Consider the following 25,961-nt stretch of genomic DNA (forward strand, 5'->3'; position numbering starts at 1 on the left):
ACTAATAATGCTTACAGATATTACAGATGATAATACAAAAATTCTCGAAATGTCTGAAAATGTTCTAGTAATTCTTGCCACTTTTTTATTTTTTCGGCTACTTTTCATGTTTATGCCCCCTAATTACAACAAATAATACATAGTTCTAATATAATAAATATAACAAATTTGTATTAAAATAGCAATTCTTATTAGTAACATTAACCAGTTATAATTAATAAATTAAATATTAAGAATAACTTTACAAAGGAGTGATTTATTTGCCATGTCTTCCTAACTTAGGTACTAAAGCACCTAATTTCAGCGCAAATACAACTCAAGGACCTATCAAGCTTTCTGATTACAAAGGTAAATGGGTTGTATTGTTTTCTCACCCTGGTGATTTTACACCAGTATGTACAACAGAATTTTTATGTTTTGCAAAATATTATTCTAATTTTAAAAAAAGAAATACTGAACTTATAGGTCTTAGTGTTGATAGTAACAGCTCTCATTTAGCTTGGCTGTACAATATATTTTTGCATACAGGTGTTGAAATTCCATTTCCTGTAATAGATGATAGAAAAATGGAAATTTCTAGATTATATGGAATGATTTCAGAACAAATGAGCGATACATCTACTGTAAGATCTGTTTTTATAATTGACCCAAATCAAATTTTAAGAACAATATTATATTATCCTTTAACTACAGGAAGAAACATTCCTGAAATAGTTAGAATAATAGATGCTCTTCAAACTTCAGATGAACACAATGTTTTAACACCTGCTGACTGGCTTCCTGGAATGCCTGTAATTTTACCACCTCCTAAAACTTATAAGGAATTAAAAGAAAGAATTAAGAGTTGTGACAAAAATAAAAGCTGTATGGACTGGTATCTATGTTTTATAGATGACAAAACTTCCAATAACAAAAAATTAGATTATAACACTAAAAATAATTCTAATTCTAAAAGTCGTCCTCAAATAGATTCTCCAGCAAATAGTATTCCAGTTAACCCTAACTGTCCTGATTTGAATAGATTAGTAGGAACATACGTTTTAGGAGATCCTACAAGTGTGGATGCATTTTTGCTTGATTTTGTAATATATGCATTTGTTGAAATCAAACCGGATGGTACTTTATTTGTTCCAACACCACGTTACTTACGCCAATTATTATCACTTAGAAAAGATAATCCAGACCTTAAGGTAATTGCAGCAATCGGTGGATGGGGTCAAGAAGGATTTTCTGATGCTGCTGCGACTCCAGCTTCTAGATATAATTTTGCCAGACAAGTAAACTCACTTATAAAACAATATGATTTAGATGGAATAGATATAGATTGGGAATACCCTGGAACTAGTGGTGCAGGTATTAAATCTAGTCCTTTAGATAGAGAAAATTTTACACTTTTACTAACAGCCCTTAGAGATGTAATTGGACCCGACAAATGGTTAAGTGTTGCAGGTACTGGAACAAGAGAATACCTAAATAAAAGTGCAGAAATAAATAAAATAGCTCCTCTAATTAACTATTTCAATTTAATGAGCTATGATTTTACTGCTGGTGAAACAGGCGATAAAGGTCAGAAACATCAATCTAATTTATATGAATCGACTCTTTCTTTACCTGGATATAGCGTAGATATTATGATTAATAATTTAATTGAAGCTGGAATGCCATCAGAAAAAATATTAATGGGAGTTCCATTTTATGGTCGACTAGGCGCTACTATAACTAAATCTTTTGATCAACTTAGAAAAGACTTTATAAATAAAAATGGCTATGTATATAAATTCGATAAAGAAGCACAGGCTCCATATTTAGTAAAAGATGATGAATTTGCTATGTCTTATGATGATATGTTGTCTATATATATAAAAACTCAATATGTAATAGACAATTGTCTTGGAGGTATTTTCTCTTGGATGGCTCCTTATGATAAAGCAAATATCCTTGCTAAAGCAATGAGCGATGGAATTAATAACCCTAGTGAGTTAAGACGTGAAATAGAAGAAACATATGGGCCTAACTTTTTAGTTTAAAAAAACAGTCTATCTTAATAAGATAGACTGTTTTTTTTTTCCATAAAATTTAAATTTATATTTACAATTTCATTTAATATGTTATAATTAGATAAATAAATTTAAACAGAATATAACTAATGGTAGAGGTTGCATTATTAAATAGTACTATTATTGAGGGAAAGCACCTAAGATTTAATAGGAAAGGTAATGATGCCGAAATATATAAGTTAAGCTTAAAACTTATATATTGGGGTTATGTATAAGATATATAACACTGTCACTTTATGTGGAGGGCTATCTTTAGATTAAAGTTATTATATTTTCAAATTATAATTTCAGGTCTAGGAATATCTCTTAATATTCTTAGACCTTTTTTTATTATCATTCTCCATCCCGTTATATTCTTAATACACTATTTGGAGGTTAAATTATGTTAAAAAGAGAAAAAAGGCAGGCTTCGCTTGGCGATTCACTTCTATGTTTGGGATTTTTAATTTTTACACTATCTATATCTTTAACTAAACTAGGACTTTCAGCACATATTCCCTTGGTTTTAGGTGGAGTTTTCTGTGGATTTGTTGCTATATTTAAATTAGGATTTACATGGAAAGAACTTGAGGAAGGTATATTATCAACTATAAATTCTACAATGCAAGCTATTATAATTTTATTAATTGTTGGTATGTTAATTGGTACATGGATAATTTCAGGAGTTGTTCCAAGTATGATATATTGGGGTTTAAATATACTTTCTCCAGGAATATTTTTAGTTGCTACAACTATTATCTGTTCTATAGTATCTATATCTACAGGTTCTTCTTGGACTACAGCTGGTACTATAGGTATAGCCCTTTTAGGTATAGGAAGTGCTTTAGGAATTCCTAAGGAAATAATAGCTGGTGCTATTATCTCAGGTGCGTACTTTGGTGATAAAATGTCCCCACTTTCAGATACAACAAACTTAGCTCCGGCTATGGCTGGTACTAATTTATTTACACATATAAAACACATGCTTTATTCAACTATTCCGGCATATGTTATTGCTCTTATACTATATGCTGTAATTGGATTTAAATATGCAGGACAAGCTATAGATAATAGCCAAATTTTACAAATACAACAAGCTTTAGCTTCAAATTATAATACATTATCTCCGTTATTACTATTAATACCTGTAATGGTTATAGTAATGGTTATATTTAAAGTTCCTGCTATTCCAGGACTTATTATAGGGACCTTACTTGGAGGTTTTGTAGCTATAGTTTTCCAAGGCGCTTCAATTAAAGATGTTCTAGAAGTTGCTCAAATTGGATATACATCAAATAGTGGAATGGCCTTTGTCGACGAACTATTAACTCGCGGTGGACTTAATAGTATGTTAGGTACAGTATCTCTTATGCTATGTGCATTAACTACAGGTGGAATACTTGAAAAAACTGGAATGTTAGAAGCCTTAGCTTCTGCTATATTAAAATTTGCAAAAGGAACTTTTGGTTTAGTAGCTGCAACTATCTTTACATGTATAGGAACTAATTTAGCAGTTGCTGATCAATATTTGGCAATAGTAATGCCTGGAAGTATGTACAGAGAAGCATTTAAAAAACAAGGACTTTCTCCTGAGAATCTTTCTCGTTCTCTAGAAGACAGTGCAACTATAACATCTCCTCTTATTCCTTGGAATACATGTGGCGCATATATGAGTGCTACACTTGGAGTTGGATCATTTGTATTTTTACCATTTGCATTTTTTAATCTTCTATGTCCTTTAATGTCATTGACGTTAGCTGCTACAGGATTTGGAATTACAAAATTATCAGATGAAAACTCAGAAGAACTTGAAAGTTCTATGGCATAATAAAAGGATGGCTATCAGCCATCCTTTTTTATTTTTTATATCCAATAATCGCAGCCCCTAGTGCCCCTATTATTTGAGTATCATCAGCTATAAAGATTTTCTTTCCTAAATTATTTTCTATCATATTTACTAAAACGTTGCTTTTAGCGACCCCTCCAGTAAATGCAATATCATCTAATATATCAATTCTAGATAACATAGACTTAGATCTATTTGCTATAGATTGTAATATTCCTGATGCTATTGATTCTTTAGATATGTTTTTTGCTAATAAACTAATAATTTCTGATTCAGCAAAAACAGTACACATACTTGATATATCTTGTGGAATTGCATCTTTAGCTAGCTTGTCGATACTTTCAACATCACTTCCTAATAAATTAGATGTGACTTGTAAAAAGCGACCTGTACCTGCTGCACATTTATCATTCATTATAAAATTAGATACATTTCCATCATTATCTAAGTTTATAACTTTACTATCTTGCCCGCCAATATCTAATATAGTCCTTATATTGTTATTTAAAAAATGTATTCCTTTTGCATGACATGTTATCTCTGTAACTTTTTTGTCTACAAAGTCCATGCTCACTCTTCCGTATCCTGTTCCTACAACTTTCTTTATTTTATCTTCATCTATATGATTAGCAAGTTTTTCATAAACTTCTAATGATGCATTCTTAGGACTCCACCCTGTTGGTATAACAATTTTATTTACTATTTTTTCTCCATCAAATAATACACCTTTTGTTGCTACAGATCCAGAGTCTATACCTATACTGTACATAAAATCCACCTACTTAGTCTATCATTTCTATAAAAGCTTCAAATCTAGTTCTTAATTGTTCTGTATCAGATTTAGAATAATCTGTTTCTATAGCCATATACGGTTTATCTTTAACGTTGTTTACAAATTGTTTAATTCTATAACTTTCTACATTGAATGTATGACAAGCCTGAAGAACAACATCTATAACTCCATCTATCTTATATTCATCCATAAGTCTATCTATTAACTCTATTCTCGCATCATTATTTACCATGCATGAACAAGCTATGTTTATATATTTTTTAGCAATTGCATCTATTGGATCTGGATTATTTTCATCAACTAACTCATCATTAGATCTAATTCCTCCACAAAGTTCATATGCAACAACTACAGCACCACTTTCTTCTATAGTTTTAACTATTTTTTCACTAACTCCACCTATTGGACATCCTGTTATAAGTATTCTTGGTTTATCTTCACTTACAGGTCTTTCACCTTTTTCATATTTTTCTTTTATAGATGCAGTTAAATCTCTTACGCTTTGCTTTAACTCATCTCTATCAAATTTAAATCCTGAGTTATATAAAACCTGGTGCATATCAAATCCATTCATTGGTGGTGGTACTAATTTACCTAATTCATAAAACTCTTTTAATAATCTTCTCTCTTCATTTTTATCTTTTATAGCATCTCTTATATCATCATCAGTTATTTTTACTTCAAACTTATTTTCTATTTCTTCCTTTAAAACCACTATTTCATTTTTCCAAAGGTCAAATGAATGCTTTCCAAGCTTACTATTTGGTAATTGCATTAAATGCAAGTCTTTAATTTTTGCTAGTTCTTCATACATTTTCTTTTTGCCATCACATGTAGTTTCTGCAATTAATAAATCTGAAAAATAAAAATATGGACAAGTATCTGTTATTGCATGTCCAAAACTTGATTTTATAAGTGGACAAAGATTTCTTGGTAATATTTTTTCAGCTTCTGCTATTGGTTCTTCACTTACTCCACAAACACCAACTGTTACAGCCTTTGCAGCCATTGGTATCTCAACTGGAGTAAATGCACAAAATACTCCAACTAATTTTTTCCCGCTCTCTTTTAATTCTTTAGCTTTTATAAATCCATTTCTTCTAGCTTCACTAAACTCTTCAAACTTTTCTGGTAACGATATCATATCATTTCTCCCCCAACAATTTTAATGATTTATATCAAATTTTATCATATTTAGTATTTTTATGTAAAATAGTTAAAAACTATACTTCTTATACGAAATATAGTTTTTAACTATAACGGCTATTGTCTTATAATTATAAATATCATATATGCTACATATATTCCAGTCAAAAGTATACCTTCAAATCGATTAACTTGTTTTTTACTTATTGCAAATATATAAGTAATCGCTGTAACAATTAACATAATAATCATATCTACAAATACTATAGGCTGTACATGTATAGTATGTATTATTGATGATGCCCCTAATACAAACAGTATGTTAAATATATTTGATCCTATGATATTACCCATGGCAATATCACTCTCACCTTTTCTTGCAGCTACAACACTAGTTACAAGCTCAGGTAATGATGTTCCTATAGAAACTATAGTAAGTCCAACTAAGTTCTCACTCATTCCTAAATCTATAGCTATATTTGTAGCACTATCTACAACTAAATTTCCACCTATTATAATTCCTATAATACCACCTATGCTTAACAATATACTTTTTGCTATAGGATCTCTAGAGCTCCCTTGTTCAATATCCATTTCTTCCTTTGAAGATAAGGCCATTTCTAATAAATAGTACATAAATATTGAGAATAAAGCAAATAACATAAGCCCGTCAGATCTTGTAAGTGCATTTTCATTATATCCTTGGAATTTTATATCATGAGATAATATAAGTAAAACTAATGACGCTAATAATGCAAATGGAAATTCTTTTATTATAGTTGTCTTTTGAACTTTTACAGGAGCTATAATAGCAGATATCCCTAAAACAAATAATATATTAAAAATATTAGATCCTACTACATTTGCTATAGCTATATCATTTTGCCCTTTCATAGCTGCAGAAATACTTACTGCTGCTTCTGGAGCACTTGTTCCAAAGGCGACTATAGTTAGCCCGATTATTATAGTGGGTATATTTAATGCCTTTGCAATTGATGATGCTCCAACAACAAAGTAATCGGCAGACTTTATAAGTAATATAAATCCAATCAAAAGTATTACATACTTCATAAAATTGTACTCCTTTTTTCTTTTAGATTTATATTAACCATATATACTAATATTTATTACATATGTAATTAGTAGATAATTAATTGTATTAATACAATTAATTAATTTTATATATCTATATAAATTAATTAATTTTAATAGTAATATATAGTTATATTTTTATTTAAAGGAGTTTGTTTTATGTTAAAAAAAGTGGCCGCTATTAATGATTTATCTGGTATAGGAAAATGTTCTTTAACTGTAGCTATTCCAATACTATCAGCTTTAAAAGTTCAATGTTGCCCATTTCCAACAGCTATACTGTCAAGTCAAACAGGATTTCCAGAGTATTCATTTTTAGATTTGACAAACGAGATGAATAAATATAAAAATGTTTGGAATAACCTTAATATACATTTTGACTGTATATATAGTGGTTTTTTAGGATCTAAGGACCAAGTTAATATAGTTTCTAAATTTATAGATGATAATAAAGATTCATTAGTAATTGTAGATCCTGTAATGGGTGATGACGGAGATTTATACCCTATATTTGATAATGAAATGTGTAATAAAATAAAAAGTCTCGTACAAAAATCGGATATAGTTACCCCTAACTTAACAGAGGCGCTTATTCTAATTGGAGAAAATTTAAATAATACCAACTTAGAAAAATCCAATCTAGTACGTATTGCAAAACAAGTTTCTAGTTTAGGTCCCAGTAAAGTTGTCATTACAGGCATAAAAATTAAAGATAATATTTATAATTTATCATTTGATAAAAGCTTAGATGAAGCTTATTTTACATCTTCACCATTTAATAATGTTTCGTATAGTGGTACAGGCGATATATTCACTTCTATTCTTGTTGGTATGATATTAAATGGTAATTCATTAAAAAATAGTGTTATTAAAGCTAATAACTTTATTAGTAATGTAATTTCATATACATCTAAATTTGATACAGACAGAAACGACGGAGTTATGTTTGAAATGTTTTTAAATGAACTTACAAATTAAAACTAAACACTTAAATCTAAGTGTTTAGTTTTAATATCTATTTTTTATATTTTAATTCTAAAATTTCTTGATTTACTTTTAATTTAAACTTATTGTCTTTTAATACAATTTTATATCCACTTAAGTATATCTCTTTTAAACTCCTAACCATATCTGGCTTATTATCTATAAAATTAAATCTGTGTATATATATATTATTATACGTATTAACATCATTTAATATATTGATTTCTGATTTTAAATTTTGTTTTGTTTGCATATTTTTAACATTTTTTTTATACATTTTATCAAATTCTAATTGATAGAATTTTAATTTATCTTCATTGTAATTAACTATTTTTTCTATAATACTTTCCTTTATGCTTATATCATCTATATTTACAAGATTATGATCTACATAAGCTATTATATATTTAGATTCTATATCATTTTCAATAAATTTATTTAACTTATTATTTATATAATTATCATTGCAAAATACGTTAACATTAATATTTATAAAAATTATAATTAAAGTAAATATTATTAATATCTTCTTCATATTTATCTCCTTTGAATTCCTTGTATTAATATATTATTTCCTAATTTTTTATTTATTTATCCTATTTTTTCATAGATTATATTTTGACAATGTGTAAAAAATATAATTAACGTTTAAATTATAGAGGTGATAAAATGAAAAAATTCAAAAAAAGAAACTCATTTTTTATAATTGCATTTTTTATAATTTCAGGTTTTTTAATTAGTGGCAAGCTTGATTTATTCGATAAAATTAAAACTCAAATATTAAATACAGATCCAACAACTAGAGAATATAGTTGGTACTTTAATCCAAGAAATGATGGAAAACAGCCTACACCTATTAAAGAAGCTTCATTCTTTAATAAATATAATGCTTACTATGTAGGAGATCCAAATGAAAAGGTATTATATTTGAGTTTTGATGCAGGATATGAAAGTGGAAATACAGAAAAAATCCTAAACACTTTAAAAAAACATAATGCTCCTGCTGCTTTTTTCGTAGTAGACCATTACCTAAAATCAAATCCTGAAATGGTAAAAAGAATGACTGAAGAAGGCCATTTAGTTTGTAATCATTCAAAGTCTCATCCTTCTATGGCTAGTATAACTGATTTTAATAAGTTCAAAGAAGAAATTGTAACTGTAGAAAATAGATATAAAGAAATAACAGGAAAAGAAATGCCTAAATACTTTAGACCTCCTATGGGTAAATTCAGTGAAAAATCACTTGAATATACTCAGCAATTAGGTTATGACACTATATTTTGGAGTTTTGCTTATGTAGACTGGTATGAAGATAAACAACCTAGCCACGAAGAAGCTAAAGAAAAAATATTCTCTAGAACTCATCCTGGAGCAGTACTACTTCTTCACCCTAATTCTAAGACAAATGCAGATATATTAGATGATGTTTTAACTCATTGGGAACAAGAAGGTTATACAATAAAAAGCTTAGACCATCTTACAAAGAAAAAATCATCTAACAATACTGATTTGAAAATTTTAGAAAATAAATAAAAGCAGATATTATAATATCTGCTTTCTTTTTTATGCTTCTAGTAATACTGATTTTCCATTATATATGCCTACCCAATAAGGCTTATATATACTTTTAATATCTAAAACTTTTATATCATGTATATGACACTTACTATTTATAACATTATTTTTTATTACTTTAATCATTTCATTTTTTATATTTTCTAGCATATGAATTTCATCCATTTCCGATTTTTTTATATTATTTTTAGATATATTTACTTTATATGTATCTGGAGCTTTAGTTATAGATTTTGAAAAACCAGTATGAGTATTTACTAACATTGTAATTTTACTCCTATTTATATCTTGTTTAAATATATTCTTACCTTTTATTTTAATAACTATATCATAAGTTATAACTTTATGCTCTATATACTTAAGAGTTGTATTTTTTATCCTAGGGTTTAATTGGACCACTTTACTCATTAATGGTATATTATCTCTCTCAAATTTTTTCACATCATTTTTCTTCACTTTTACTTCTATTGCATCTATTATCATGCCGATTCCTCCTAAGATATAATTAGTCTTTTATAAATTATATTAAACATATCTTAGATTTAATGTCTGTACAATTTAAAATATATAAAAAATTCGCTTCGCTTGAGCGACTACGTCTGCGAACTACTTCATGTCGCCAACGACTTCGTCCGTTGCTCAAAATGTCATTTTTTACTTTCATCAAAGTATTTGCATCAATACACTCCATAAGTTATCAACAAATATTAGTTAAATATATTTTCCTTAAGCGTAAAAAATTTACTTAATATAATATCCTTAAAATAAAAAACAAGTAAGTATTTAAGCTTACTTGTTTTTACATTACTCTTTGTGCAATATTTAAAGAATGGTCTGCAATTCTTTCTAAGTTGCTAAGCAAATCTAAATATAAAACACCAGAATCAACACTGCATTTACTTTGATTTAATCTTAACATATGATTTGATCTAAATGCTTTATCCATAGCATCTACTTCATTTTCTATTTCCAAAACTTTTTGTGCTAAAACTTGATCATTTTCTTGCAATGCTTTAATAGCATACTCTATGCTAAGTAAAACTTTATCGTATATTTCTTTAGTTTCAGTTTGACTTTGACTAGATAAATTTATACTAGAATCCATAGATGATTGAGCTAATTCAGCAATATTTTCAGCATGATCTCCAATTCTTTCTATATCATTTACAGTGTTAAACATTAGGTCAACTAATTCTCTTTCATTATCATCCAGTGGGCATTTGGATAATTTTAGTAAATAGTTTAAAATGTGCTTTTGCAATTTATTTATATTTTTTTCTTGCTCTAAACACTTAATAGCTTTTTCATTATCTTGATCTAAAAATGAATTTATTGCGTTTTGTAAGCTTTCTTTCGCCTGATTTCCCATACTTACAATTTCTTTTATAGCATTTCCAAGTGCAATAGACGGTGTTTCTAACATTCTTTCATCTAAGTATTTTGTTTCTTTTGTTTCTTTTGTTTCTTTTTCATCTTTATCTGGCACTAATTTAATTGCTATATTTACTATAAACTTAGCAAAAGGAATTAAAATTATAACATTTATTAAATTAAATAAAGTATGTGCATTTGCTATTTGTCTTGCTGCATCCCCGGGATTTATACTCGTTACTAATGCAACTATAGGTTTATTTAAAATTAACACAAATAATAATGTTCCTATAATATTAAATGTTAAATGCATTACCGCTGCTCTTTTTGCATTTGTATTAGCTCCTATACTAGATAATAAAGATGTCACACAAGTCCCAATGTTATCTCCATATAATATTGGAAGTGCAGATGTTATAGGTATTAAACCTTGAGTAGCTAGTGCTATTAACATCCCCATAGAAGCACTTGAACTTTGAACTATTCCAGTAATAGCAAATCCAGCTAAAATACCTAAAAACTGGTGCTGTCCAAAGTATACAAGCGCATCTCTAAATCCTTGATACTCAGCCAAAGGTCCTACTGCGTCTTTCATAAACTCCATACCTGTAAATAATATCCCAAATCCAATTAATATTTCTGCAATATTTTTTATCTTTGACTTTTTAGTAAATAGAAATAGCACAATACCAATACCTAAGGCCATTGGAGCTAAACCTTCTAGGTTAAATGATACTAATTGAGCTGTTATAGTAGTTCCTATATTAGCTCCCATTATTACTCCTATTGCTTGTGTCAAACTCATTATACCTGCATTTACAAATCCAACTACCATAACCGTAGTTGCACTACTACTTTGTATAATTCCAGTTACAACTGTACCAACCAAAACCCCCATAAATATATTACTTGTGAGTAATCCTATAATTTTCTTTAACTTCTCACCGGCTGACTTTTGTAGACCATTCCCCATTAAATTCATCCCATATAAAAATAGCCCTAATCCGCCAATTAAATTTATAGCTATATCCAATTTAAAACCTCCTTTGTAATTAAATTGATATAAATAAAGCGACTAATTATTATTGTGTTAATTTTTTATATTTTATATACTTTAACAATTTATAAATTATATATTTTTTGCATTATTTTACATGAATTGAAAAATAGAATTTGATAAATATATAATTAAAATAACATTTAAAGGACTGATTATTATGGCACAATTTAAATATATATTCATATTATTTTTTATATTTATTTTTTCAACTTCAAATGTATATTCTTTAAATCTAAAAGATACTACAGCTCCTAAAATAGATATTGTTTCTCCTGTTAATGCACAGCAATACATTATTTCTAAACCTACTATAAGAGCTACTTTCCAAGATGAAAATAATATAGATTTAAAAAGTATTAAGTTTTTGGTTAATTATAAAGATGTTACTAAAAATTGCAAAATCGAAAATAATTCAATTTCTTATAAACCTAAAAATAAATTTAAAAGAGGCACTCAAATAATAGAAGTTCATGTTAGTGATGTAAATAAAAATAAGTCTAAAGCTGAATGGTATTTTAATGTAGGATCTCCAAATTATAACCATTATTATGGTTTAATCCATGCTCATACATCAAATAGTGATGGCCATGGTAGTTTTGAAGATGCTTACTATACTTCTAAATTCAAAGCTAAACTAGATTTTTTTGCAATAACAGATCATTCAAATATGTTTGATAAAGATACAGAGGTTACTTTGGATGATGGAAGTTTAAGCTCTAAATGGACAAGTTTAATTAATGTATCAAATGATTATACGTCTAATGATAAATTTTTAGCTCTTAAAGGTTTTGAAATGACTTATCCTTTTAAAAATAAAAAAGACCCTATAGGCCACATAAATGTGTTTAATACTAATGGTTTTACATCTACAAATGATTCTCTTTACTCTAATTTAGAAAACTTTTACAAGGAAATTTCAAAACATGATGATTTAATCGCTCAGTTTAATCATCCCTGCGATACATTTGGAAGATTTAATAATTTTAAATACAATAAAGATGCAGATAGTGTAATTTCTTTAATTGAAGTTTGTAATGGGTATAAAAGTGATATAACTAAAAATAAAATAGCTTTTGACGAATATCAAAAAGCTTTAGATTTAGGTTGGCATCTAGCTCCTACATCTAACCAAGATAATCATCGAACTGATTGGGGAGTTGCAAATGAATTTAGAACAGTTGTTTTATGTACAGGTCTAAACGAAAATTCATTTTATGATTCTTTAAGAAACATGAGAGTATATGCTACTCAAGACAAGAATATAAAAATAGATTATAGTATAAATGATCAAGTAATGGGTTCTACTATAAAAAATACATCCAATTTATATTTTAATATAAGCGTAATTGATAATGATCTTAAAGACAAAATTAAAAGAATTGAAGTAATTTCCAATAATGGAAAAATAGTTGCATATAAAAATTTTAGTTCTAACTTAGCTAAACTTGAATTGAAACTTTCTACTTTAAAAGATTCTTATTATTATATAAAAGTATATCAAAATAATAATAAAATATCAGTTACAGCTCCTATTTGGATTGAATTTAAAAAAGAACAATGATGAAAGATTATTCTTTCATCATTGTTTTTATATAAACTCCATTTCCATTTAAGGTATCCTTAGTCATTACATATGATAATGATCCTATTAACTTATCATTTTGGATAATTGGAGATCCACTCATCCCTTGTGTTATTCCTCCATATTTTTTTATTAATTGTTCATCTTCTACTTTAAAATCAAAACTTTCTATTTCTTTATCTATTTTATTAATTTTTGTAATGTTTATCTTATAGTACTTAGCTTCACTTTCATTGTGTTTCATAACTACAAAAGCTTGACCTAATTTAACTTCATTTTCATTTGCAATTTTACATATTTTGTTCTCTTTGTTATTTTGTAGAGAATTTACATTACCTTTAACACTATGAATTCCCATATTTGAAATTGTACCTAATAAATTTTCACTTTTATCTCCACTTATATTTCCTACATATTTTTTAGATGATTTTTTTATACGAGATAAATTTGATTTATATATTTCACCTTTATTTGTAATTAATTTTTCATTTCCTTTAAATTCAATATCATGACCTACTGCTCCAAAATTTAAATTTTGTGGATTTATATAAGTTAAAGTTGCTGTATATGGAATTTTATCTACTAAATACTCTGGTTTAAGTTGCTTTTTATCAATACTTACATTTATTTTTTTATTTTTTCTTATTAAACTTAAGTTTATTTTTTCATCTTCTTTCATAGAGATAATAGTAGTTATTATATCTTGTTTAGATAATATATTTTTTTCACTTTGATTAAATATTCTTTTTACTGAATCTCCACTTATATAGTCTATTAAATCATAATTTTTAATAAAAGAATTTTTTTCTATTCCAAATATCATTACTTTTTCAGTATTTAATTCCATATGCAATAATTCTCCCCCTATTATAACTTCTTGAGGTATTTTTTGATTTTTTTGCATTGAATAAACATCATTTGGCAATAATACTATTAGCATATTTATTATTAAAAAAATAAAAAACTTAATTCCTTTAGATGATTGCATTTAGTGTCACCTTCTTAAATTAGTTTAGTATTTATTTTTATTATTATTTGCTTTAATTTAAGTTAATATAATGGTTACTATTTTACATAATTCCCATAGCTATATTTACCTCTTCAATTTTAAATTTATACAAATTAATATGTGTATTTTTTGATTTGTAGCGCAAGAAAGCCATCTTTTTTAAGATAGCTTTTTCTATACAATATTTAAATGTCCATAATTTCTTTCAATTACAATACCTTTATTTTCAAAAGATACTTTTTCTTTAAATAACGGTCCATCTATTACAAACGTATGATATTCTCCATTTTCACCACAAGCATCTGCCCCAGCATTTTTAATTTCAAGAACAACATTTTTTGTAAGTTTTTTCCCTAGTAAACTTTCATTTAAATAATCTAAATTTACAGTTTTTATTATAGTTGTAAATCCACTTTCTATAAATTCATAAACTAATGTTTCTCTATCTTCTTGCCATAGTGGAAAACTAGCTTCTATTCCTGCATTTTTACATCTTTCCACATCCCAATTTTTATGTTCTTCGATATCTATATCTCCAAATACACAAATACTTGCGCCAAGTTCCTTTGCTTTTATTAAGCTATTTTCAAACTCTTTTTCATACTCACAAACATCGCATTCAACTTCTAATAATGGAATGTCTAAGCTTTCACTTACTTGTTTTAGTAGCCTTCTATTTATTCCATGTGTCCATGATTTATCAACATCTTTTTTTACAGTTGTTAAAAGAGCTACTGGCTCATAGCCTTTCTTTATCATTCGATATAATGCCAGTGTACTATCTTTTCCCCCGCTAAATGACATAACAAAATTTTTTTTCATTATTATATCTCTCCTAATGTATTTTATTTACATTAATTTTATCACATATATTGAATTTGCCAAATATGTATATTTATGCAAATCTTATAAAACTACGTTAGTAATTATTAAATTTTTCTCAACAAAGTTTATTTCTGTGGGCTAAGAATCATTATATAAGCAAAGTAGTTTCCATATTATATAGTACTATATTCATTATGATGATACTATTATCTTCTTACTTCAAAAGAAATAGAGCCCTACGGACTCTATTTATATTATCTGTTCCTTAACTTTTTCTTCTTTCTTTAGTTTAACTTTTGGTTCACTTGGTAAACCAAACTTAGGAATAAATCTATCAAGTCCAGTTACTGTTAATATAAGTATAGACCCAACTGTAACAAATGCCATTATGTTGTATTTTATTATATCAAGTGCTACAAATTTATGTAGTGGATACACTGCTGATAATATTCCTAAGTAGAACCCTATATAAACATGCCATGGTATTAATTGAGAACCAAATACCCCTAGGGAACTAGAGAAAGTAGCATTTCTTAAACGTAGTTGGTATAAATCTTCTTCACTACCCTCTACATTTTTTTCAACTAATTCTTTAGTTACAGGCCCTACTGTAACAATTTGAGCCATTTCGTCTGCAAGTGCAGCATTTCCTATTAAACACAATAAACCATTCATAAACATTAGTTGCTTTACATTTCTAGCAAGGTACATTATTGCATTTGATAATGGTTCAAAAGCCTTCATCTTAGACATTACTCCACCGAATGCACCTACCCACATCATCATTACTATAACCCAAGAACCGGCATCTTTAAATCCACTCATCATTAACTTTAAGAAACCATTTAAAGAGTCTACAGTCCCTGCGAAAGAACCAAATATAAATGATGATGCTATACCAACACCTAAACATACTAGTGTAGGTAATCCTTTAATAGCTACTGCTAAAACTAATAGTAGTGGTATTGCCATATAATATGGTACTCCTGCTTTCACCTGATTTAAAAGATCTACTGCTGATGGTCTTGCAGCTTCTAAGTCAACCATTACTTGAGCAGGTATTTGCTCTATTGCTAATGCAGCGTTTGCAGCTTCTGATGGCAGTCCCTTATATACACTCCATCCATATATGAATATCATTGATATTACTAGACATACTATAGACCATGGTCCTTGAGATTTAATTCTATCTATTACCTCAACACCCTGTATACCAGAACTTACAACTGTTGTATCTGATATAAGCCCTATGTTATCTCCAAAGCAAGCTCCACCAGCTATTGACGCAGTTGTTAATAATATATCTCCACCAACCATATGGTTTAACCATAAAAATATTGGAGCACATGCTGCAAAAGTTCCCCATGAAGTTCCCGTAGCTACTGAAAGTACACAAGTAACTATAAATGCAACTAATGCAATAGTTCTACCTGTTACACCTAGGGAAAGTGCTATATTAACTATTGCAGCTCCAACCCCTGTAGTCATAAATGCTTCTGCCATAGCATAAGCAAACATTAATATAAAGAAAACTAAATTTAAATGTTTTACATTATCAACAGCACAATCAACTAAATCATTAAACTTAAACTTATCTGTTATTGAAGCTACAATAAATGCACATATTGTAGCTATTGGTGCCGCTATTAAACAATCCACTTTAAAAATCATTAAACCTGCTAATACAAATACTGGTGAAAACTTAAACAATCCAACTAAAATATTCACGACGGAATAGTCCCCCTTAATATAATCCTTTTTTTATTATACTAGATTTCTATTAACTAACTCTTCTACAAAGAAACTTCCAACATCTTGAGCAAATTTACCTGGCCCAAATCCTGCATCATAACCTAATTCTTTTGCAAGTTCATGACTTATTCTTGGTCCACCACATAAAAGTACTACTTTATCACGTAACCCTTCAGCTTCTAATAGTTCTACTAAATTAGTTAGGTTCTCTATATGAATATTCTTTTGTGTTACAGTTTGAGAAACTAATAATACGTCTGCTTTAAGTTCTACTGCTTTTTTTATAAATTCTTCATTTGGAACCTGGCTTCCTAAATTGTAAGCTTCTATTCCTTCGTATCTTTCTAATCCATAGTTTCCTGCATAACCCTTCATATTCATTATTGCATCTATTCCAACTGTATGTGCATCAGTTCCTGTACTTGCACCTACTACTACTACATCTCTTTTTATATTTTCTTTTATGTATTCTTCTATTTCATACTTATCCATAGTATCTTCTTGTGCTACTTCTACATGTATATCTTCGTAGTTTACACCTTTTTCTAAACTTCCATATACTACATAGAATGTAATTTCACTATCAAGTGCCTTGTGATGTGCTACATTTATATCACCAAGCCCCATATTTTTAGCTGTAAGTTTTGCAGCTTCTATACCTTTTTCATCATCTTTTATAGGTAATGTAAAGCTTACTTGTACTTTAGAATCATTTAATGTGTCTCCATAAGGCTTTACATTTTTTAAATCAAGATTTTGATCGTATTCTTTAGCTTCCATAGAATATAGTCCGCTCATTAACAGTTTCCCCCTAACACTAACTCTTTTTCTAGCATTAACTCTACAAATGGATTGAAGTATGCATTCTCTTTCATAATAACTCCATCAAGACCTTTTCCACCATCTACTGGTCTTTTTATACCTGCAAACTTACCTTGTTCTAATGTTTTAAATAGTCCTTCTTTTTCTATCTCAGCTATTAACTCATATGCATTATTTAAAACTTCATTAACTCTAGTGCACATAATACCATCTTTTTTAAACTCTATTTCACTACCTAAGTCTTTCATAGTATTAAATATATATTGAGCATTATCTATAGATATAGCTCTATCTGATATAAATGGAGTATGTATTGCCTCTGTAAGCATTCCTAATAAGTGTAACTTTTGGCCTGTCATTATAGTTACCATATTAAATAGTGCGTCTTGTACTTGACCTTTAAATATATCACCTGTCATAAATTTAGTTGGTGGCATATACTTAAGAGGTGCTTTAGGGAATATTTCCCTAGCCATTTGAGCTTGAGCTAATTCATATAAGAATCCATTTTCAAAATCAGGACTTATTTCGAAAGCATGTCCAAGTCCCATTTGCTCTTCAGGTAACCCTGCAACTAATGCAAATTGTTCATTTATAAATTGAGATGCAAGTACAGTATGCGCTTCTTCTACAGCATCTGCTGTTGTTAAGTAGTTATCTTCACCAGTGTTTATTATAACTCCAGCATATCCATTTATTATTCTTGAGAAGTATTGATCTATCATAGTTCTCTTCATATTTATATCTCTAAATAATATTCCATATAAAGCATCATTTAACATAACATCTAATCTATTTTGTGCTCCAAGTGCTGCTATTTCTGGCATGCATAATCCTGAACAGTAGTTACAAAGTCTTATATATCTTCCTAGCTCTTTTCCAACTTTATCAAGTGCTTCTCTCATTAATCTAAAGTTTTCACCTGTTGCATATGTTCCCCCAAATCCATCAGTAGTAGCTCCATATGGAACATAATCAAGTAAACTTTGTCCAGTTGTTCTTATAACTGCTATTATATCTGCACCTTGTTTAGCCGCAGCTACTGCTTGAGTTATATCTTCATATATATTTCCTGTTGCAACTATTAAATATAAATACGGACCTGTTTTATCTCCATACTCATTTAAGAATTCTTCTCTTTTATTTCTATTTTCTTTTATTTGATTTACACTTTTTCTAGATATTTCATTTATTTTAATCTTAACTTCAAATACATCGTTTTCTTTAAGTGAAGATAAATCTAATTCCCCTTTAGATACTTCTTCTGCTATTTCTTGCGGATTAAAACCTGTGTTTATCATAGCATTACCTATATAGTAAGCAACACCCATTCCTAAAGATCCATTGTTAGAATTCTTTATACTATCTACAACTATATTTGGAAGTGGCACACCAAATTCATCTACACCATCAACCCCAAGTAATCTTAGTATACTTCTTTCAACAGTTACTGTAGTGTGCTTGTTTATAAATTCTTGTGTGTCTAATACTATATTTTGTGCTGATTTACGAGCTTTCTCAACGATACTGAAATCTAAATTTAACTTACTCATATTCTCCCCCTTGGCTTTTTATTCACTTAATTTATTTGCTATATTAATTATTTCATTATCAAGACCTAATAACTTACATATATTTATAGCATCTTTTGGAACTTTAGTTTCTTTGCTTACTTTTTCCATTCTATAGTCCATATACTCTTGAAGTATTTTTACTCCATTTGAACTTTTATCTGTACCTATCTGTAAATCTATTTGACGTTTTAAACCTTCAAAGTTTACATTTTTCAGTCCTATTACCTGATAATAGTCAACGTCGCTAATATTTATATCATCTAAGTGAGTAGATATTAAGCTTATTGAATTATACTGTTTAAAATATTCACATATTGATCTTAAAAGTAATCTCCCTTCTATTGGATTAGTTCCTCTTGAAAATTCATCTAATGCTATGAATCCATCTCTTATCTTAATGAGCTTTGTTATTTCCTTTAATTTTATTATCTCTGCTCCAAAGGTACTTAAACCTTTGTTTATATCTTGCATATCATCACTTACTAAATATATAAAGTCTAATATGCATAAGTTAGCTTCTTTAGCAAATATAAAAAATCCACATTGAAACAAATATAAATTAAGTGCTATAGTTTTCATACTTACACTTTTCCCACCCATGTTAGCTCCACTTATTATAGTTATTTTCTTGTCAAGCTCTATACTTATTGGTATATATTGCTTTCCTTGTGAATCTAAAATTCTTTGAAGATTTGGATTTACCAGCTCTTTAAAATAAATTTTATTTTCTTCATTTATACTTGGTTTTATAGCATTATATTTTATTGCCAAATCAGCTTTTGCAATAAGCAAATCTAATTTTCCTATATTAGTTGTATTTTCTTTTACATCTATTAAATAATTGTATAGCTCTTCAGTTAAAGCTTTCCTTATTTTTAGGACTTCTTTATCTTCTTGAATAACTATCTCAAGTCTTTTCTTTTTTAACTTTTCTATGTTTTCTATATCTGTTGAACTAAATATTTCTTTTTCTACGTTAAGTTTTTTTTGCCTTATAAGTAATAACTGTTTACTATAAGCTTCATATATTCGAAAGGTCGTTAGCTTCAAATTTTCTGGGTCTAATAGTTGTACAACTTTACCTAAACTTTTAAAATTTATATAGTCTACATTTAAATTTAACTTTGAATAGTACTTCATTATTTTATTAATGTTTATAGCAAAATTTTTAATTTCAAATAACTCTATTTCATCTAATATATATTTTTTTTCTAGCCTTACAATTGTATTTTTAATATTCTTTACTTTACAGAATTCATATTGTATATTCTCATACACAGCTTTGTTTTTTTTTAAGCTATTAATCATATCCTCAACATAGCTCAGTTCTTTTATTAACTTAATCTTATTTTCTTTTCTATATATCTTGATATTACCTTTTTCTATTTCTCCATATGGTGTAATCGTATTTACTTCGTTTGTTATAAATGATTTAATATTATCACCTTCTTGTTCCTAAAAGCTTATTTTTTAAAAACTCATTACATTAAATACTTTTATATCAGTCTTACTTTGTATAGTATCTATAAAATATTTTTCATCAAAGCTATAACCTTCTATCGAAGTTGGGTTTATACTTACCCCTATTAAGTTTACTTTATTTATTGCTCTAATGTTTCCTTTAAGCTTTATAAACTTTTCAAATACATCTTTTTCTAAAAATATTTTTGTACTATCCTCAACTAATATAGTTATGTTCTTGTAATCTTTGCCACTTCTTAACATTGTGTTTATAAAATCATCAGTAACTATTCCATTAAAAACTATATACTTAGTATTACCATCTATATTGTCTATGATTTCTTTTGAAGAGCTTAAAGTTGTATTAATATCTAAGCTTTTATATGTATAGTCATTGTTTACTACGCTAACCTTTTTACACTTTATATTTTCATAAACTTCATAAAATTTATTATCATTAACTTTATCAAGATTTAAAATATTAGCTTCATATACAATTTTTTCTATAGCCTTATTCATATCCTTATTTATTACAGCCCCACTACAAAATATAGTTGATTCTGTTATTGATGGCGAGCCTAATGTTTTTCTAGATAAAGCTCCATCCACTATACTCAAATCTGCTCCATAATGATTTAGCCTATCACATACATATTTTATCTGAGTATTTATAGATGGGCCTGCAAGTTCTATATATCCATCGCTTAAAGATTTAAATATAACTATATTTCCTAGGGGTGTTGTTATATTTGTTAGTTCTAGAATTTCTTTTGTTATATCACTGTCTAAAACTAAACTACTGGCTGTGGCTATTATTGTATTTCTATTTACATATATTCTAGGTTTATAAGTATTAGTAACTGCATCTACACCTTCTCCATCTACCCCAATTGAGGTAATTCCAAGTATTATGCTTTCGCTTATGCATTCTTTAAGTATGTAATTTAGGGTCGTAGTTTTTCCAACATTCTTATAGTTACCTATAATAGACATACTTTTATACCTTAATATTTCTCTTAATTTATTCATAGTTTATTCCTTATAATTTTAATAAGCCATACATACTTTTATTAGCAAAAGATATTATAGCTTTATTCTATAATATCTTTTGCCTTATAGTTTTTTATATTAAACTAATTGAGCACATAACTCTCTTTTCTTTCTTTCTAGTTCACTTGGTTCAAGTATCATTTTTTCATTATTTAAAAGTCCAGCTACACCTACCTTATGACCTTCTTTATCTCCTCTACAAACTTCACATTGACATGTATAGCTGTAATTCTTTGGCTCTGAGTATGTTGTTATAACACCTTCAAAGTTTCTAAGTATTACTTTATCATGACTTTGAGATATTACATAGTTTGGCATAACTGGCGTTTTCCCACCACCACCCGGTGCATCTACAACAAATGTAGGTACGCAGTATCCTGATGTATGTCCTCTCAATCCTTCTATTATTTCTATACCTTTAGAAACAGGAGTTCTAAAGTGCTCAATACCGTTAGATAAGTCACATTGATAAATGTAGTATGGTCTAACTCTTATTTTTACTAAATCGTTAACTAATTTTTTCATAACATGCATACAATCATTTACTCCACGTAGTAAAACACTCTGGTTTCCTAAAGGTATACCTGCATCCGCCATTTTTTTACAAGCTTCCATTGATTCTGGTGTTATTTCATTTGGGTGGTTAAAGTGAGTATTTAACCATATTGGATGATATTTTTTAAGCATATTTACTAAATCATCAGTTATTCTCTGAGGCATAACTACTGGAGCTCTACTTCCTATTCTTATTATTTCAACGTGTGGTATTTCTCTTAGTTTGCTTATTATGTACTCTAATCTTTCATCACTCATTAAAAGTGCATCTCCACCTGATAATAATACATCTCTTATAACTGGTGTACTTCTTATATATTCTATAGCTTTATCTATTCTATCTACTGGCTGAGCTCCATCATTTTGCCCTGCAAACCTTCTTCTTGTACAGTGTCTACAGTACATTGCACATTGGTCAGTGATTAATAGTAATGCTCTATCTGGATATCTATGAGTTAGACCTGGTACCGGTGAATCTCCATCTTCATGAAGTGGGTCATCTAAGTCAGCATCAGAAACTTTAAGTTCCAATGATACTGGTATTGATTGCTTTCTTATTGGATCATCTGGATTTGACGGATCAATTAAAGATAAATAGTATGGAGTTATACTCATTCTTAAAGTTTTAAGACATTCTTGAACTCCTTGTTCTTCACTTTCTGTAAGTGGTACGTATTTTTTAAGTTCTTCAACAGTTGTTATTCTATTTTTAACTTGCCAATTCCAATCATTCCATAATTCATTGTCAATTTCTGTAAATATTTTTCTATCCATTATTATTTATCCCCCTAATTATACATATAATTTTTTGAATATTTTCTTTAAATTTTCACTTTCTCTTAATGCAGTTAATGTAACATCCGCATGCCCCTTAGTGTATCCATTTCCTATTATCATATCTACATCTTTACCCACACCTTCAGCTCCAAGTGCTGCTTTTGTAAATGTAGTTGCCATTGAGAAGAAATATACTACTCCTTTATCTCTAACTGGCAATATTGTACTCATTTCTGTATTAGGAACATTTACACAGTTTATAGCTAAATCTACTTCTTTCCCATTGTTTGCTTCTAATACTTTATTTAAAACTGCATTAGGATTTTTAGCATCGACTATTATTGCTTCATCAACAAGATTATTTTCTTTTATAAATTCTGCGTCTTTACTGTTTATTACAAGCCCTATTACTTTACCCGCCTTACCTGCTTTTTTTCTAGCTTCATAACAGCAAAGCATTCCAGACTTTCCAGCAGCCCCTAGTATTAAAACACTATTACCTTCCTTAACTAACTTTTGAGTTTGAGCAGGTGCTCCTGCTACATCTAAAGCAGCTAGTGCTAATGTTTCTTCCATATCTGTTGGTAATTTTGCGTATATACCACTTTCAAATAATATAGCTTTCCCCTTTATTTCAACTCTATCTATATCTGGCTTTATATCTACTATTTCTTCTATTTTTAATGGTGTTAATGATAAAGAAACAAGTGTAGCTATCTTATCCCCTACTTTTAAATCTATGTTCCCTTCTAAATCAGAGCCTATCTTTTCTATAGTTCCTATTAACATTCCTCCAGAACCTGTTACTGGATTTTGCATTTTACCTTTTTCTTCTACTATTTCTAGTATTCTTGCTTTTATTTTTTCTATATCCTGATTACACTCTTCTTCTATTTGAGTAAAACTTGCTGAATCTATATTTAAAGCTTGAACATCTATTAATATTTCATTATCATATATGTTCATATCATTGTTTATTTTTTTAGCCGGTTGAGGTAGAACGTTTTCCTCTATTACTCTATGTGTCCCATACTTACATCCTCTCATCTTTATATCCCCCTTTGTTATATTGTTTGTGGTTCTCTATATACTAAATCATCTGATATGATTAAGTCTGCCTCAGTCATTTCTATTAACTCTTCAACATTTACTCCTTCACTGATCTCTGTTACAAGTAATCCATTTTCAGTTACTTTCATAACAGCAAGTTCAGTTACTATCATATCAACTACATTCTTTGCAGTTAATGGAAGAGTACAGTTTTTAAGTATTTTAGACTTTCCTTTTGCAGTATGTAGCATTGCAACTATTACCTTCTTCGCTCCAACTACTAAATCCATAGCTCCTCCCATACCAGGAACCATCGTCCCAGGAACTATCCAGTTAGCTAAGTTTCCATTTTGATCTACCTCTAAGGCTCCTAGTACTGTTACATCAACGTGCCCTCCTCTAATTAATCCAAAAGACATTGCTGTATCAAAGAAAGCTCCATCATCATTTATAGTTACATATTGTCCGCCTGCATTAGTTATATCTAAATCTATTTCATCTTCATCTGCAACTTTTCCCATTCCAACCATTCCGTTTTCTGATTGAAAAGTTACATTTATTCCATCCTCAATATAATTTGCAGTTAAAGTTGGAAGTCCTATTCCGAGATTTATTAATTGGCCATTTTCAAACTCTTTGGCAACTCTTCTTGCTATAATTTCTTTAGGATTCATTTAATTAGCCTCCTTTACAATGTAATCCACTACTACACCTGGAGTCATAATCATTTCCTTATTAATTTCGCCAGTATTTATAAATTCTTCTGCTTCAACAATTACAATATCACTTGCCATTGCCATCATTGGATTAAAGTTTTTAGTAGTTCCTTTGTACACTGTGTTACCAAATTCATCTACTATACTACCCTTAACAAGTGCTACATCTGCTCTTAATGGGTATTCTAGCAAGTACTCTTTATTATTTATACTTATTTTTTCTTTATTTTCCTCTACTAGTGTTCCTACTCCAGTTGGAGTTAATATTCCACCTAAGCCAAACCCTCCTGCTCTTACTCTTTCTATAAGAGTTCCTTGTGGAGATAATTCTACTTCAAGCTTACCTTCATTCATTAACTTACCAGTTTCTGCATTAGTTCCAATATGTGAAGCTATGACTTTCTTTACTTGATTATTTACTATTAATCTTCCTATTCCTCTATCAACAAAGGAAGTGTCATTTCCTATTATAGTTAAATTCTTAACATCTGATTCTATAAGTGAATCTATAAGTTTCTCTCCGGTACCACACCCTAAAAATCCACCTATCATAATAGTCATATCGTCTTTAAAGATGTCTTTTAATTTTTCTAAAGATATAACCTTACTCATATTTTTTCCCCCTAATATATTTTAAGCTTCTTGTTCTGTTAATATCTTAGCTTCTAAACCTAATATCTCACGAGCTTCTTTTGGTGTAGCTACTTGTCTTCCTAATGCTCTAACGATATTTACAGCTTTTTGAACTAATTCTCCATTAGATTTAGCCTTTATCCCTTTTTCCATATAAACATTATCCTCAAATCCTACTCGGATATGCCCTCCCATTAACACACTTAGTGCTATCATGTCAAACTGGCATCTTCCTACACCACTTACAGTGAA

The 25,961-nt window shown here is 28.7% G+C and carries 23 protein-coding genes and 1 riboswitch; of the genes, 5 read left to right on the forward strand and 18 right to left on the reverse strand.

All coding sequences use genetic code 11. The features are described 5' to 3' along the window. Positions 1–251 precede the first annotated feature (251 nt). On the forward strand, positions 252–2,027 hold the full coding sequence (locus tag ACRDDE_RS04705; RefSeq protein WP_438625884.1) for a peroxiredoxin: 1,776 nt from the start codon (positions 252–254) through the stop codon (positions 2,025–2,027). Positions 2,028–2,142: 115 nt separating this feature from the next. Continuing rightward, a riboswitch (Lysine riboswitch) is annotated at positions 2,143–2,314 on the forward strand. 125 nt (positions 2,315–2,439) lie between these two features. Beyond that, on the forward strand, positions 2,440–3,864 hold the full coding sequence (nhaC, locus tag ACRDDE_RS04710; protein WP_438625886.1) for a Na+/H+ antiporter NhaC: 1,425 nt from the start codon (positions 2,440–2,442) through the stop codon (positions 3,862–3,864). Between the two features lie 28 nt (positions 3,865–3,892). Here nhaC and ACRDDE_RS04715 read toward each other — a convergent pair whose 3' ends face one another. From ACRDDE_RS04715 to ACRDDE_RS04725, 3 genes are all read right to left on the reverse strand, one after another. Continuing rightward, positions 3,893–4,651 (reverse strand): acyl-CoA dehydratase activase, encoded by a 759-nt coding sequence (locus ACRDDE_RS04715; RefSeq protein WP_438625888.1) that lies wholly within the window; start codon positions 4,649–4,651, stop codon positions 3,893–3,895. A 13-nt stretch (positions 4,652–4,664) separates the two neighbouring features. Continuing rightward, positions 4,665–5,819, reverse strand: a complete 1,155-nt coding sequence (locus ACRDDE_RS04720; protein ID WP_438625890.1) for a double-cubane-cluster-containing anaerobic reductase — start codon at positions 5,817–5,819, stop codon at positions 4,665–4,667. Between the two features lie 119 nt (positions 5,820–5,938). Further along, positions 5,939–6,892, reverse strand: coding sequence for a calcium/sodium antiporter (locus ACRDDE_RS04725; RefSeq protein ID WP_438625892.1), 954 nt, complete (start codon positions 6,890–6,892; stop codon positions 5,939–5,941). Positions 6,893–7,072: 180 nt separating this feature from the next. Here ACRDDE_RS04725 and ACRDDE_RS04730 point away from each other — a divergent pair, with 180 nt between their 5' ends. Continuing rightward, positions 7,073–7,891 carry a pyridoxamine kinase gene (locus ACRDDE_RS04730; protein WP_438625894.1) on the forward strand — a complete coding sequence of 273 codons (819 nt, stop codon included), beginning with the start codon at positions 7,073–7,075 and terminating at the stop codon, positions 7,889–7,891. 37 nt (positions 7,892–7,928) lie between these two features. Here the strand turns inward: ACRDDE_RS04730 and ACRDDE_RS04735 are convergent, their stop codons facing one another. Continuing rightward, on the reverse strand, positions 7,929–8,432 hold the full coding sequence (locus ACRDDE_RS04735; protein WP_438625895.1) for a hypothetical protein: 504 nt from the start codon (positions 8,430–8,432) through the stop codon (positions 7,929–7,931). A 134-nt stretch (positions 8,433–8,566) separates the two neighbouring features. On the opposite strand from ACRDDE_RS04735, the gene pdaA reads away from it, so the two are divergent. Continuing rightward, entirely contained in the window at positions 8,567–9,430 is an 864-nt protein-coding gene (gene pdaA, locus ACRDDE_RS04740) for a delta-lactam-biosynthetic de-N-acetylase (RefSeq protein ID WP_438625897.1), read from the forward strand. Positions 9,431–9,460: 30 nt separating this feature from the next. Here the strand turns inward: pdaA and ACRDDE_RS04745 are convergent, their stop codons facing one another. Then, positions 9,461–9,955 carry a hypothetical protein gene (locus tag ACRDDE_RS04745; protein ID WP_021428911.1) on the reverse strand — a complete coding sequence of 165 codons (495 nt, stop codon included), beginning with the start codon at positions 9,953–9,955 and terminating at the stop codon, positions 9,461–9,463. A gap of 316 nt (positions 9,956–10,271) precedes the next feature. Then, on the reverse strand, positions 10,272–11,876 hold the full coding sequence (locus ACRDDE_RS04750) for a Na/Pi cotransporter family protein (protein ID WP_438625899.1): 1,605 nt from the start codon (positions 11,874–11,876) through the stop codon (positions 10,272–10,274). Between the two features lie 184 nt (positions 11,877–12,060). Here ACRDDE_RS04750 and ACRDDE_RS04755 point away from each other — a divergent pair, with 184 nt between their 5' ends. Continuing rightward, positions 12,061–13,464, forward strand: a complete 1,404-nt coding sequence (locus ACRDDE_RS04755) for a CehA/McbA family metallohydrolase (protein ID WP_438625900.1) — start codon at positions 12,061–12,063, stop codon at positions 13,462–13,464. Positions 13,465–13,471: 7 nt separating this feature from the next. Here the strand turns inward: ACRDDE_RS04755 and ACRDDE_RS04760 are convergent, their stop codons facing one another. From ACRDDE_RS04760 to ACRDDE_RS04815, 12 genes are all read right to left on the reverse strand, one after another. Further along, entirely contained in the window at positions 13,472–14,473 is a 1,002-nt protein-coding gene (locus ACRDDE_RS04760; protein ID WP_438625902.1) for a SpoIVB peptidase S55 domain-containing protein, read from the reverse strand. 195 nt (positions 14,474–14,668) lie between these two features. Further along, positions 14,669–15,316: a diphthine--ammonia ligase gene (locus tag ACRDDE_RS04765; protein WP_438625904.1), complete on the reverse strand. Its 648-nt coding sequence runs from the start codon at positions 15,314–15,316 to the stop codon at positions 14,669–14,671. A gap of 252 nt (positions 15,317–15,568) precedes the next feature. Next, complete coding sequence (locus ACRDDE_RS04770; RefSeq protein ID WP_438625906.1) at positions 15,569–17,047, reverse strand: Na+/H+ antiporter NhaC family protein; 1,479 nt, start codon at positions 17,045–17,047, stop codon at positions 15,569–15,571. Positions 17,048–17,083: 36 nt separating this feature from the next. After that, complete coding sequence (locus ACRDDE_RS04775) at positions 17,084–17,869, reverse strand: OAM dimerization domain-containing protein (RefSeq protein WP_035117806.1); 786 nt, start codon at positions 17,867–17,869, stop codon at positions 17,084–17,086. Then, the gene (locus ACRDDE_RS04780) at positions 17,869–19,446 is read right to left on the reverse strand and encodes a lysine 5,6-aminomutase subunit alpha (RefSeq protein ID WP_438625908.1); all 1,578 of its coding nucleotides are present in this window, start codon (positions 19,444–19,446) and stop codon (positions 17,869–17,871) included. The genes ACRDDE_RS04775 and ACRDDE_RS04780 overlap by 1 nt, the downstream gene beginning before the upstream one ends. Before the next feature lie 18 nt (positions 19,447–19,464). After that, positions 19,465–20,775, reverse strand: coding sequence for a MutS-related protein (locus ACRDDE_RS04785; protein WP_438625910.1), 1,311 nt, complete (start codon positions 20,773–20,775; stop codon positions 19,465–19,467). Positions 20,776–20,937: 162 nt separating this feature from the next. Next, entirely contained in the window at positions 20,938–21,957 is a 1,020-nt protein-coding gene (locus ACRDDE_RS04790) for a hypothetical protein (protein ID WP_438625912.1), read from the reverse strand. 99 nt (positions 21,958–22,056) lie between these two features. Continuing rightward, a complete protein-coding gene (gene ablA / locus ACRDDE_RS04795; RefSeq protein ID WP_438625914.1) occupies positions 22,057–23,307 on the reverse strand; it encodes a lysine 2,3-aminomutase in 1,251 nt (416 codons plus the stop codon). An 18-nt stretch (positions 23,308–23,325) separates the two neighbouring features. Beyond that, positions 23,326–24,357 (reverse strand): L-erythro-3,5-diaminohexanoate dehydrogenase, encoded by a 1,032-nt coding sequence (locus ACRDDE_RS04800; RefSeq protein WP_438625916.1) that lies wholly within the window; start codon positions 24,355–24,357, stop codon positions 23,326–23,328. Between the two features lie 17 nt (positions 24,358–24,374). Further along, positions 24,375–25,034, reverse strand: coding sequence for a 3-oxoacid CoA-transferase subunit B (locus ACRDDE_RS04805; RefSeq protein ID WP_438625917.1), 660 nt, complete (start codon positions 25,032–25,034; stop codon positions 24,375–24,377). After that, entirely contained in the window at positions 25,035–25,688 is a 654-nt protein-coding gene (locus ACRDDE_RS04810) for a 3-oxoacid CoA-transferase subunit A (RefSeq protein WP_438625919.1), read from the reverse strand. A 21-nt stretch (positions 25,689–25,709) separates the two neighbouring features. Continuing rightward, positions 25,710–25,961 (reverse strand): 3-keto-5-aminohexanoate cleavage protein (locus ACRDDE_RS04815; protein WP_438625920.1); only part of this gene is annotated, 252 nt, incomplete at its 5' end.

The sequence above is a fragment of the Paraclostridium sp. genome (assembly GCF_051656405.1).
In the GTDB taxonomy this organism is placed as follows: domain Bacteria; phylum Bacillota; class Clostridia; order Peptostreptococcales; family Peptostreptococcaceae; genus Paraclostridium.